The following is a 12215-nucleotide window of genomic DNA, read 5'->3' on the forward strand; positions in this document are numbered from 1 at the left end:
GGCTCTTCGCCGTCGTGCTCGTGCTCGGGACGGTCGCTCTGATGCTGCCGCCGAGCACCGCCGCCGGTCCGAACGCCACGTTCATGGACGCCCTCTTCACCGCGACGTCCGCGGTGACGGTCACCGGCCTCGTCACCGTCGAGACGTCGACGTACTGGTCCGGCCTGGGTCAGGCGATCATCCTCGTGCTCGCCCAGTTCGGCGGCCTCGGCATCATCACCCTCGGCGCGCTCGCCGGGCTCGTCGTGTCGCGTCGCATGGGGCTGCGAGGCCGGCGGCTCGCCCAAGTGGAGAGCGGGCTCGACCTCGGCGACGTGCGCCGGGTGATCTACACGGTGCTCGCCACCGCCGCGATCGTCGAGGTGACGGCCTTCGTCCTCCTCAGCGGCGCCCTGTGGCTCCACCACGACCTCACGTTCGAGCAGTCGGTCGTCAACGGGCTCTTCCACGCCATCTCGGCGTTCAACAACGCGGGCTTCACCCGCTTCGACGACAGCCTGGCCGAGTACGTGACCGATCCTTCGTCTCGTTCGTGGTCGCGGGAGCGGTCCTGATCGGCTCGATCGGCTTCCCGGTGCTGATGGACCTCCGCACGCTGCCCCGCCGGCCGCGCCGGTGGAGCCTCCACACCAAGCTCACGCTGTCGGTGACCGCGGCGATCCTCGTCGTGTCGACCGTGGTCGTGCTCAGCTTCGAGTGGACGAACCCGGACACGATCGGTGGGCTCGACACACGGGGCAAGGTGCTGGCATCGGCGTTCAACTCGACGATGCGCACCGCCGGCTTCTCCTCGATCGACTTCGGTGACACCAACGAGACGACCCAGCTGGCCACGATCGTGTCGATGTTCATCGGTGGTGGCAGCGTGTCGGCCGCCGGCGGCATCAAGGTCACGACGCTCGCCCTGCTCGTCCTCGCCGCCCGCGCCGAGTACCGGGGCGACGACGACTCCTCGGCGTTCGGCCGCCGCATCCCCTACGGCGCCATCCGCCAGTCGATCGCCATCGCCCTCACGAGCAGCATCACCCTGCTCGGCGGCACGATGCTGCTGCTCGCGAGCGGACCGTTCGAGCTCACCGAGGCCGCGTTCGAGGCGACCTCCGCGGTGGGCATCGTCGGCCTGAGCACCGGCATCACCGACGAGCTGAACACCTTCGGCCAGCTGGTCGTGATCGGCCTCATGGTCTTCGGCCGGCTGGGCCCCCTGACCGTCGGCACCGCACTCATCCTGCGCGAGCGCGAACGCCTGTACCGTTTCCCCGAGGAGCGTCCCTTCGTTGGCTGAGCAACCCACCCCCGAATCGAGCCCACCCAAGCACGTCGAGTGGCGACCGGAGCCCCCGACCGTCGCGGGCGACTGGGACGAGGTCCTCGTCGTCGGCCTCGGCCGGTTCGGCAGCGCGGTCGGCGCCACCCTCGAGCACCTCGGCTACGAGGTCCTCGGCGTCGACGAGAGCGACTCGGTCGTGCAGGAGCACGCCACGTCGCTCACCCACGTCGTGCAGGCCGACTCCACGAACATCGCGGCGCTCCGCCAGCTCGGGGCGGCGGACTTCGAGTGCGCCGTCGTCTGCATCGGCAGCGACATCGAAGCGAGCATCCTCACCGTCGCCGCGCTCCACGACCTCGGCATCGAGAACATCTGGGCCAAGGCGATCACCGAGTCCCACGGCCGCATCCTGCGGCGGGTCGGCGCCGACTCGGTGATCTTCCCCGAGCACGACATGGGCGTGCGCGTCGCGCACATGGTGACCGGTCGGATGATCGACTACATCGAGCTCGACGCCGGGTTCGCCCTCGTCGAGACGCTGGTGCCGAAGGAGGCCCAGGGCAAGACCCTGCTCGAGGCCAGCCTCCGCGCCAAGTACGACGTCACAGTGGTGTGCATCAAGCCGGAGGGCGAGATGTTCACCTACGCCACGCCCGACACGATGATGCGCGAGGGCGACATCCTCCTCGTCGCCGGCGAGACCAAGCGCGTCGAGCGCTTCGCCAACGTCACCTGACCCGGGCCAGCGTCAGCCCGTCGCCGACGGCGAGCACCGCCACCTCGACGCGGTCGTCCGCAGCCACGTGGTCGTTGAACGTCCGGATGGCACGCGTGTCGCCGTCGGTGTCGGCCTCGTCGACCACGCGACCGCTCCACAGCACGTTGTCGACGAGGACCACCCCACCCGGGCCCATTCGGCCGACGATCTCCTCGTAGTAGTCGAGGTACCCGCCCTTGTCGGCGTCGATGAACGCCAGGTCGATGCGGGTGTCGCCCGGCAGCGCCCGGAGCGTGTCGAGCGCCGGTCCGATCCGCAGCTCGACGCGGTCGGCGACGCCGGCCCTGGCCCACGCCTCGCGCGCCAGCGCCGTGTACTCCTCGCTGACGTCGCAGCACAGGAGGCGCCCGCCGTCGGGGAGGCCCCGCGCGATGCACGTCGAGCTGTAGCCCGTGAACGTGCCGACCTCGACCGCGAACGCCGGCGCGATGATGCGGGTGAGCACGGTGAGGAACGCTCCCTGCGCGGGATCGATCTGCATGCCCGCCCGGTCGCCGAACCGCTGGCGCGTGACCTCGACCAGGTCGGTCAGCACCTCATCTGGCGGCGTGCCGTGGTCGACCATGTAGCGGTGCAGCGCAGCGTCGACGCCGATCTGCTTCGGTGCGTCGTCCATCGCGGCACCGTACCCGGGGCCGACGGCGGCGTATCCTTCGCCCGTGCACAGGCGGCGAAGGACAACCGCTCGACGGGCGACCGGCAGCATCCTCGTCGTGCTCGTGCTCGCGCTCGGCGCGTGCAGCTCGGACGACGCCGACGGTCCGGACGAGCAGGCCGGATCGACCACCACGTCGACGACCGCGGCGACCACCACGACGAGCACCACCCTGCTCCTCGACCGGCTGCCGGCCGACGAGTCCCTCGAGACCGCCGCGCAGGTCGAGGCGGCGTACCTGCACCACTGGGGCGTGGTCCTCGTCGCGTTCGACGAGCTCGATCCGGACCTCCTCGAGCTCGTCCTCACCGGTGAGCTCCTCCAGGTGCGGCGGGACCAGATCGCCCACCTCGACGCCGAGGGCCAGCGCATCACCGGCACGCTCGAGCACGACGTCACCGTCGAGGTCGTGAGCGAGACCGAGGCGATGGTGACCGACACCCAGCGCAGCCACCTGGTGACCGTGGACGCCGACGGCGAGGCCGTCAGCGATGACGACGGCGCGACCTCGATCAACGAGTACACGCTGGTGCGGGACGGCGACGCGTGGCTGGTCGCCTCCGCGGTCCAGAAGAGCTGACCGCTACCCCTCCAGCGGGGGCAGGACGTCGACCGTGCGCTGGCGCAGCCAGTGGTCGGCGAGGACGAGGAGGGTCATGGCCTCGACCAGCGGCACGGCCCTCGGCAGGACGCACGGGTCGTGGCGACCCTTCGCCGCCAACGTCACGGCGTTGTTGTCCCGGTCGACCGTCTTCTGCTCCGACGAGATCGTGCCCGTCGGCTTGAACGCCACGCGGAGGACCACGTCCTCCCCGTTGGAGATGCCGCCCTGGATGCCACCCGAGCGGTTGCTCGAGGTGCGCGGCCGGCCGTCGGGGCCGGGCACGAACGGATCGTTGTGGGAGAGGCCGGTCATCCGCGTGCCCGCGAAGCCGCTGCCGATCTCGACGCCCTTGGCGGCCGGCAGCGACAGCATGGCCCCGCCGAGGGTGGCGTCGAGCTTGTCGAAGACCGGGTCACCCAGGCCCACGGGGACGCGGCGGGCCACGCAGGTGACGACGCCGCCGAGTGAGTCGCCGGCCCGGCGGGTCTCTTCGATCGCCGCCTCGATGCGCGCCGCCGCGTCGGGATCGGGGCAACGCGTCGGGGTGGCCTCGACGTCGTCGAGCGTCACCGCGTCGACGTCGACCTCGGCATCGATCTCGTGCACCGAGCTCACCCAGGCGAGCACCTCGACGCCGGCGACCTCACGGAGCAGCTGTCGCGCCACGGCTCCCGCCGCGACCCGACCGATCGTCTCCCTTGCCGAGGACCGGCCGCCGCCCTGCCAGTTCCGCAGGCCGTACTTGGCCTCGGTCGTGTAGTCGGCGTGGCTCGGCCGGTAGACGTCCTTCAGGTGGTCGTAGGCGTGGGGCCGGGCGTCGGTGTTGCGCACGAGCATCGCGATCGGGCTGCCGAGGGTGCGGCCCTCGAACACGCCCGACAGGATCTCGACCTCGTCGGCCTCCTGGCGCTGGGTCACCAGCCGGCTCTGGCCCGGCCGGCGGCGATCGAGGTCGAACTGGATCGCCTCGAGCGACAGCGCCAGCCGCGGCGGGCACCCGTCGACGACGACGCCGACGCCGCCGCCGTGGGACTCTCCGAAGGTGGTGGCGCGGAAGGCCTGCCCGAAGCTGCTGCTCACCCGGCGGAGCCTACCGGTGCCCCCGAGGGGTGATCGTCGGACCGCCGGGTAGACCGGCGACCGATCATCCGTCCCGCCGCCGACCCCGGAGCACGCGTTGAGCGACCTCTCCCCCGCCACGACCGACCGATCGCCCGCCCCCGCGTCGCTGCCGGGCCGGATCCGCGACACCGGGCTCGGTTGGGTCCGGTCCCTGGCCGGCTCGACGAAGGCGCTGCCGACCGCCACCGTCGGCGCGGTCGGCGACCGCCTCGACCAGCTCGTCGACAGGGTGGTGCGCCACCCGTCGCCCGTCCGCACCTCCGAGGAGCTCGCCGAGGCGCTCACCGCCCTGCGGGAGAACAAGAACGGCGCGGCGTCGGCGGCGTCGTTCCTCGCGTCCACCAGCCTCGCGTCGCGCACCCTGCGCATCGGCACGAAGAAGATGCCGCTGATCGCCGCCGCGACGGGCGCCGCGTCGGCGCTGGCGGTCTTCGCCACTGGGTTCAGGGAGCTGCGGATGATCGCCTCGCACCTCGTCCACCGGGCGCACGCCGCCGGCGTGGTCGTCGACCCGGGCGCGCTGCGGTCGGTCGCGCTCCAGGTGTACCTGCGTCCGGGGGAGACGCCGCGCCTCGACGAGGCGCCGTCGCTGCTCACCGCACGCCTGGCCACGCGCTGGTCCCGCACCGCAGCGGCCGAGGCGCTCCCCCTCGTGCCCGACAACCTCGGTCGCCCCAAGGTCGCCCAGTGGGTCACCGCCGCGTCGACGGTCGACCCCCGGGTGCTCGCCTCGCGACCCAAGGCCTGATCACTCGCACTGCAAACCCAACGAGGCGCAGTTTTCACGCCGCCAACCGGTGAGCAGCTGCATGACCTCGTGGAGCCGCTGCGTTTCGATCAGTGCGGCGACAGCCCCTGCGCGCTCGAGAAGCTCGTCCTCCCACGGGTAGGTCGGCCGATGCCGTCGGACCCGGTGCAAGACCTCGATGGCCCCCTGAGGGTTGCCTGACAGGACCAATCCGTAGGCTCGTGCCTCCTGCATGCGCACGTTGTCGACCCCGCCCGGCGGCGGAGCGATGGGCGAACCACCGCGAGCGTTCGCGATCGCCTCATCAGCGGCGCCGCCGATCGCTTCGGCGAGGCCGGGTGAATCGATCGGATAGGTCGTGGAGCCTCCCCCGAATCGTTCCGACCAGCTGAGATCGACAACGCCGTCCAGCGGGACCACGAGAGGCGTCCTTACGACCCAGAGGTAGATCTCGCCTGACCGCCGACCAGAGTCTTCGGCGAGCACTCCATGGAGGACCCAGGACACGGGCCGGGTGAAAGCGAGCGTCTTCGACCAACCCCAGTCCGCATCGATGGCCGACAACGTCGGCCTAGAGAGGCGCTTCCATTCAGCTGCTCTCATCGGGCCCTCCGGTCGAGATCGAGTCCGTGCAGCGATGGGAACGGGGGTCGTTCGCAGCGCTTCACAGAGTCGGCGCCCCGGCGTTCCGGTCGCCGCGAGCGGGTGCTCAGTAGGGGCGGCCGGGGATGGGCCGGTAGAGCCGGTCCTGGTAGTCCCGCACCATGCGCGACGCGGTGACCTGGGGGCCGAGGGAGGCCCACGTGTGGCGCACCCGGTCGAGCCAACGGGACGAGAGCGGCCGGCCGTCGGCGTAGAAGAGCGGCACGATCTCGTTCTCGAGCACGTCGTAGAGGACGCCCACCTCGGCGGCGTCGCGAGTGACCCGGTCCTCGAACTCCTCGAAGGAGGGGATCGACCAGCCGTTGCCGCCGTCGTACATCTCGGCCCACCAGCCGTCGAGCACCGAGAAGTTGAGCGCGCCGTTCAGCGCGGCCTTCTCCCCCGACGTGCCGCACGCCTCCTGGGGCCGCACCGGGTTGTTCAGCCACACGTCGCTGCCGTGGTAGAGCGCCCGGGCGACGCCGATGTCGTAGTCGTCGATGAACACGAACCGACCGGCGAACGTGGGATCGGCCGACACCTCGAGCACCTGCCGGAGGAGCGCCTTGCCCGGCTCGTCGGCCGGGTGCGCCTTGCCGGCGAAGACGACCTGCACCGGCCGGTCGCCGTCGAGCAGCAGGCGCTCGAGCCGGTCGCGGTCGGAGAGCAGCAGCGTCGCCCGCTTGTAGGTGGCGAACCGGCGGGCGAAGCCGATGGTGAGCGCACCGGGGTCGAGCGCCTCGGCGGCGTGGGTCTGGCCGCGCTCGGCGAGCCGATCGCGCACGAAGCGGACCAGCCGCTCGCGGGCCGCGACGCGAGCGTCGCGCAGCTCGTCGTCGCCCAGGGCCGAGACGGCCCGCCAGTCGTCGGCCGACGCGTCCGGCCAGTCGACGCCGATCACGCGGTCGAAGATCGCCTGCACCTCGGGCGAGGTCCACGTGCGGGCATGGACGCCGTTGGTCACAGCGGTGATCGGGACGTCGCGCTCGGGCGTGTCCGGGAAGACCGAGGCGAACATCGAGCGGCTCACCGCGCCGTGGAGCTGCGAGACGCCGTTCGCTCGTCCTGACACCCGCAGGCAGAACGCAGCCATGTTGAACGCGTCGGGTCCGTCGTCGGCGTAGCGCCCGAGCTCCATCAGCTCGTCGATCGAGACGCCGACGCCCTCGCACCACCCGCCCAGGTACGTCTGCATCAGGTCCCGCGGGAAGCGGTCGATGCCGGCGGGGACGGGCGTGTGGGTGGTGAAGACGAGCGACGCGCGGTTCTGCTCGACGGCCTCGTGCAGCGAGGCGCCGGAGGAGACCATCTGGGCGCGGATCCGCTCGAGAGCCAGGAACCCCGCGTGGCCCTCGTTCAGGTGGTACACCCGCGGCGCCATGCCGAGCGAGCGAAGGACGCGGACGCCGGCGACGCCGAGGATGAGCTCCTGACGGACGCGGTGGGCCTGATCCCCGCCGTAGAGGCGGTCGGTGATGTGCCGCGCTCGCTCGGAGTTGCCGTCGACGTGGGTGTCGAGGAGCAGCAGGGTGATCCGACCGACGTCGGCCTTCCACACCTGCACGGCCACGTTCTCGTCGCCGACGGCGACCGTCGCCGCTGCGCCGTGGACCTTCTGGAGGCCGACCATCTCGGGCCGGATGTCGCGGTAGTGCTCGAGCTGGCCCTGGCCGGGGACGAGCTCCTGTCGGAAGAAGCCCTGGCGGTAGAAGAGGCCGACGCCGACGAGGGAGAGGTCGAGGTCGCTGGCCGCCTTGAGGTGGTCGCCGGCCAGCACCCCGAGCCCGCCGGAGTACTGGGGCAGGCTCTCGGCCACGCCGAACTCCGGGGAGAAGTAGGCGACCTGGGGCGCGCGGGGCGGCCGTCCCGGCTGCACGTAGGCGAGCAGCTCGGCGTGCAGGTGGTCGGCGTCGCGGACGAAGTCGGCGTCGGCGGCGAGGTCCCGCCAGGTCGACTCCTCGAGGTCGGCGAGGAGCTGGAGCGGCGACCGATGGCCGACCTCCCAGCCGTCGACGGACACCCGCGCGAAGAGCTGCTGGGTGGGCACGTCCCACACCCACCGGAAGTTGCGGGCGAGATCCTCGAGCTGGCGGCGCAGGCGGGCGCGCGGCTCGTCGGGGAGGGCAGCGTCGGGGTTCACCGTGCGCACGTTACCGAGCGACGTCCGGCCCGCGTCCCGCCTACCGTGTGGCCCGACCGACGTCACACGCAACGGAGCCGCGCATGACCGCCACCGACGACCGCCTCGACGCCGACCTGACGGCCGAGGACGTGGCGTGGGACCTCGAGACGCTGGTCGACGGGCGCGGTGCCGAGGGGGTCGACGACCTGCTGGCGGCGGCCGACGCGCTGGCCGACCGGATCGCCGCACGACGGGGCCAGGTCGCCCAGCTCGATGCCGCCGGACTGGACGAAGTGATGCGCGAGCAGGCCGAGCTCCACACCCTCGTGGGCCGGGCGGGCTCCTACGCCGGCCTGCGGTTCGCGGTCGACACCGCCGACGCTGCGGTGGCGGCGCTCATGCAGCGGGTCGACGAGCGCTCGACCGCCATCGGCACCCGGCTGCTCTTCTTCGACCTCGAGTGGGCCGCCGTGGACGACGACCACGCCGAGCGCCTCCTCGCCGACGAGCGCCTCGCCTGGTGCGCCCACCACCTGCGCAACGTGCGCCGCTACCGCGACCACCTCCTCTCCGAGCCGGAGGAGCGCATCCTCACCGAGAAGGCGGCCACCGGCCGCAACGCCTGGAGCCGGCTGTTCTCCGAGCTCACCTCGGCGATCAGCGTCGAGCTGCCCGACGGGCAGGGCGGCACCGAGACCGCCAAGCTCGAGACCGCCCTCAGCCGCCTCGCCGACCCCGACCGTGAGGTGCGCCGCACCGCCGCCGAGGCCGTCACCGCCGGCCTCGCCCCCGGGCTCCGCACGCGGGCGTTCGTCTTCAACACGCTGCTGCACGACAAGGCGGTCGACGATCGCCTGCGCTCCTATGCCACGTGGCTCACCAGCCGGAACCTGGCGAACGAGGCCACCGACGAGTCGGTCGAGGCCCTCGTCGCCGCGGTGCGATCCCGCTACGACATCCCGCAGCGCTGGTACCGGCTGAAGGCCGACATCCTCGGCGTCGACCGCATCGCCGACTACGACCGCATGTCCTCGGTGGCCGAGTCCGAGGCGCAGATCGGCTGGTCCGCCGCCCGCGAGCTCGTCCTCGACTCGTACCGATCGTTCTCCCCGGAGATGGCCGACATCGCCCTGCGGTTCTTCGAGGAGTCGTGGATCGACGCCCCGGTGCGACCGGCCAAGCGCCCCGGCGCGTTCTGCGCCTACACCGTCCCCGACCACCACCCCTACGTGATGCTCAACTGGACGGGGCGGCGCCGCGACGTGCTCACCCTGGCCCACGAGCTCGGCCACGGCCTGCACGCCTTCCTCGCCCGCGACCAGGGCGTCTTCCACCAGGGCACACCTCTGACCCTGGCCGAGACGGCGTCGGTGTTCGGCGAGACGGTCACCTTCGGGCAGCTCCTGGACGCCACCACCGACCCGGGCGAGCGGCTGGCGCTCCTCGCCGAGAGCATCGAGGGCGCCATCGCCACCGTGTTCCGCCAGACGGCGATGAACCAGTTCGAGGCGGCGGTCCACACCGCACGGCGCGAGGAGGGCGAGCTCTCCGTCGACCGCTTCGGCGAGCTGTGGGCCAGCACCCAGGCCGACATGCTCGGCGACGCCGTCGAGATCACCGAGGGCTACCGCACCTGGTGGTCCTACATCCCGCACTTCATCGGCACGCCGGGCTACGTCTACGCCTACGCCTACGGGCAGCTGCTCGCCCTGTCGGTCTACGCCCGCTACGAGGAGCAGGGCGGCGACTTCGTCCCCCGCTACCTGCACCTGCTGTCCGCCGGCGGCTCGATGCCACCCGAGGAGCTCGGCCGCATCGTCGGCTGCGACCTGGCCGACCCCGGCTTCTGGGGCGCGGGGCTCGACATCGTGCAGGGGCAGCTCGAGGCAGCCGAGACCGCCGCCCACGACGCGGGTCGGCTCCGATGAGCGTCGACGTCGGCGCCGTCGTCGCCGCCCGCCGAGACGCCTTCCGCGCCGGCACCACCCGGCCGCTGCGCTGGCGCCGGGAGCAGCTCCTCAACCTCCAGCGCATGCTCGAGGAGCAGTCCGAGCGCTGGGCCCGTGCGCTGCACGCCGACCTCGGCAAGTCCGAGACCGAGGCGCACATCACCGAGATCGGCTTCTGCGTCGGGGAGATCCGCCACATCCTCAAGCACCTCGACGACTGGGTCGAGCCCGAGCGGGTGAAGGTGCCGGTCAGCCAGAAGCCCGGGCGCGCCGAGATCGTCAACGAGCCCCTCGGCGTGGTGCTGATCGTCTCGCCGTGGAACTACCCGCTCCACCTGCTCGTGGCGCCGCTGGCCGCCGCGCTCGCCGCCGGCAACGCCGTGGTCTGCAAGCCGTCGGAGCTCGCCCCCGCCACCTCCGCCGAGCTCGCGAGCCTGCTCCCCCAGTACCTCGACACCGAGGCCGTCGCCGTCGTCGAGGGCGGCCCCGAGGTCGCCACCGCGCTGCTCGACGAGCGCGTCGACCACGTGTTCTTCACCGGCTCGACGGCGATCGGCCGCAAGGTGATGGCCGCCGCCGCCCGCCACCTCACGCCGGTCACGCTCGAGCTCGGCGGCAAGAGCCCGGCGATCGTCGACCGCAGCGCCCGGCTCGACGTGACGGCCAAGCGGATCGTGCTCGGCCGGTTCATGAACGCCGGCCAGACCTGCGTCGCCCCCGACCACGTCCTCGTCGACGAGGAGGTCGAGTCCGAGCTCTGCGAGCGGATGGTCGCCGCGGTGCACGACTTCTTCGGCGACGACCCCGCGGCGAGCGCGGACCTCGGCCGCATCGTGAACGACCGGCACGTCGCCCGGCTCCAGGGGCTGCTCGACGGCGGCGGCTACGAGGAGGTGCTCGTCGGCGGGGACGTCGATGCCGCGTCGCGCTACGTCGCCCCGACGATCCTGCGGGGCGTCCGTCCCGACGCGCCCGTCATGGGCGAGGAGATCTTCGGCCCGATCCTGCCCGTGCTCGGCGTGCCGTCCCTCGACGACGCCATCGACGCGGTCAACGCCGGCGAGAAGCCGCTCGCCCTGTACGTGTTCGCCGAGGACGACGACGCCGTGGAGGCGGTGCTCGAGCGCACCAGCTCCGGAGGCGTGTGCGTCAACCACACCCTGCTCCAGCTCGGCGTGCCCGACCTGCCGTTCGGCGGGGTGGGCGAGAGCGGCACCGGCGCCTACCACGGGCGCGCCGGCTTCGACGCGCTGAGCCACCGCAAGTCGGTCTTCCGCAAGTCGACCCGACCCGACCCGTCGATCGTGTACCCGCCCTACGGACGGTGGAAGTCGAAGGTCATCCGCGCCGCGACCTGATCCCGACGACACCGGCCCCGGCGCCCGGTACTGTCGGACGCCCGGTCGACCGACCGCCGCCACGACCGAGAGGACGGCTCGCCATGCACCTCCCCGACGGGATCCTGTCCGGACACGCCGAGATCGTCGGCGCCGTCGCCGCCGCCGGAGGCCTCGCCGTCGCGGCGCGGGCCGCTCGCCACCAGGCGACCCGCGTGCCCGCCGGTCGCATCGCGGCGGTGGGGGCGCTGGTGTTCGCCGGCCAGATGGTCAACGTGCCGGTCGCGTCGGGGACGAGCGGGCACCTCCTCGGCGCCGCGCTCGCGGTGGCCCTCCTCGGTCCCGGGATCGGGATCCTGACGACCGCGGCCGTCCTCGCCGTGCAGGCCCTCGCCTTCGCCGACGGCGGTGTGAGCTCGCTCGGGCTCAACGTGCTGAACATGGCCGTGGTGCCGGGCGCGGTGGCCGCAGCGCTGATCGGCACGGCCGGCTCGGCCACCCGTGCACCGCGCCTCGCCGCGGCGGCAGGCCTCGGCACCTTGGCGGCGGCGAGCGCCTTCTCCCTCCAGTACGCGCTGGCGTCGCTGCGCGGCGAGCCCGCCGGCACCGTCGTCGCCGACATGCTCGCCGTGCACGTCCCGATCGCCGTGCTCGAGGTCGCGCTGACCCTGGCTGCGGTCGCCGCCGCTCGCGCCGTCGACGCCCGCCCGGCCGCGGTGGCGCTCGGCGCGGTGGCTGTCGCCGCCCTCGTGGCCCCGTGGGCCAGCAGCGCACCCGACGGGCTCGAGCGGGTGGCCATCGACCGCGACTTCGCCTCGCTCGCCGGCGCGCATCCGCTCGACGGCTCCCCGCTCGCCGACTACGCGGTCGCCGGCGTCGACCACCAGATCCTCACCGTGGCGATCGCGGGAGCCGTCGGCGTCGCTCTGGTGGCCGCACTGCTCGGAGGCAGTGCACGGCTGGCCCGGGCCGTCGTCCGCGCCTGAAC

At 72.5% G+C, this 12215-nt stretch carries 10 protein-coding genes and 1 pseudogene; 7 read left to right on the top strand and 4 right to left on the bottom strand.

All coding sequences use genetic code 11. From position 1 onward, the window contains the following. The first annotated feature begins 83 nt into the window (after positions 1-83). Positions 84-1285, top strand: a pseudogene (locus tag GH723_RS18925) (potassium transporter TrkG). Further along, complete coding sequence (locus GH723_RS15050; RefSeq protein WP_153760412.1) at positions 1278-2006, top strand: potassium channel family protein; 729 nt, start codon at positions 1278-1280, stop codon at positions 2004-2006. The pseudogene GH723_RS18925 and the gene GH723_RS15050 overlap by 8 nt, the downstream one beginning before the upstream one ends. On the opposite strand, the gene GH723_RS15055 is transcribed toward GH723_RS15050, so the two are convergent. Continuing rightward, on the bottom strand, positions 1999-2664 hold the full coding sequence (locus tag GH723_RS15055) for an O-methyltransferase (protein WP_153760413.1): 666 nt from the start codon (positions 2662-2664) through the stop codon (positions 1999-2001). The genes GH723_RS15050 and GH723_RS15055 overlap by 8 nt on opposite strands. A gap of 97 nt (positions 2665-2761) precedes the next feature. Here GH723_RS15055 and GH723_RS15060 point away from each other — a divergent pair, with 97 nt between their 5' ends. Next, positions 2762-3283, top strand: coding sequence for a hypothetical protein (locus tag GH723_RS15060; protein ID WP_153760414.1), 522 nt, complete (start codon positions 2762-2764; stop codon positions 3281-3283). A gap of 3 nt (positions 3284-3286) precedes the next feature. Here the strand turns inward: GH723_RS15060 and aroC are convergent, their stop codons facing one another. Further along, on the bottom strand, positions 3287-4387 hold the full coding sequence (aroC, locus tag GH723_RS15065) for a chorismate synthase (protein WP_153760415.1): 1101 nt from the start codon (positions 4385-4387) through the stop codon (positions 3287-3289). A 97-nt stretch (positions 4388-4484) separates the two neighbouring features. Here aroC and GH723_RS15070 point away from each other — a divergent pair, with 97 nt between their 5' ends. Further along, positions 4485-5177 (top strand): hypothetical protein, encoded by a 693-nt coding sequence (locus tag GH723_RS15070; RefSeq protein ID WP_153760416.1) that lies wholly within the window; start codon positions 4485-4487, stop codon positions 5175-5177. On the opposite strand, the gene GH723_RS15075 is transcribed toward GH723_RS15070, so the two are convergent. Both GH723_RS15075 and glgP read right to left on the bottom strand, forming a co-directional pair. Further along, on the bottom strand, positions 5178-5597 hold the full coding sequence (locus GH723_RS15075) for a hypothetical protein (protein WP_153760417.1): 420 nt from the start codon (positions 5595-5597) through the stop codon (positions 5178-5180). It lies immediately after the preceding gene. 289 nt (positions 5598-5886) lie between these two features. Further along, positions 5887-7959 carry an alpha-glucan family phosphorylase gene (gene glgP / locus GH723_RS15080; protein WP_195210346.1) on the bottom strand — a complete coding sequence of 691 codons (2073 nt, stop codon included), beginning with the start codon at positions 7957-7959 and terminating at the stop codon, positions 5887-5889. 83 nt (positions 7960-8042) lie between these two features. Here glgP and GH723_RS15085 point away from each other — a divergent pair, with 83 nt between their 5' ends. The 3 genes from GH723_RS15085 to GH723_RS15095 all read left to right on the top strand — a co-directional run bounded on the left by GH723_RS15085 (position 8043) and on the right by GH723_RS15095 (position 12213). Then, positions 8043-9869 (top strand): M3 family oligoendopeptidase, encoded by a 1827-nt coding sequence (locus tag GH723_RS15085; RefSeq protein ID WP_153760419.1) that lies wholly within the window; start codon positions 8043-8045, stop codon positions 9867-9869. Then, positions 9866-11248, top strand: coding sequence for an aldehyde dehydrogenase family protein (locus GH723_RS15090; RefSeq protein WP_153760420.1), 1383 nt, complete (start codon positions 9866-9868; stop codon positions 11246-11248). Before GH723_RS15085 ends, GH723_RS15090 begins: the two co-directional genes overlap by 4 nt. Before the next feature lie 83 nt (positions 11249-11331). Further along, entirely contained in the window at positions 11332-12213 is an 882-nt protein-coding gene (locus tag GH723_RS15095; RefSeq protein ID WP_153760421.1) for an energy-coupling factor ABC transporter permease, read from the top strand. The last annotated feature ends 2 nt before the right edge of the window (positions 12214-12215 follow it).

Origin of the sequence: Actinomarinicola tropica (assembly GCF_009650215.1) — a bacterium.
Classification (GTDB): Bacteria; Actinomycetota; Acidimicrobiia; order Acidimicrobiales; family SKKL01; genus Actinomarinicola; species Actinomarinicola tropica.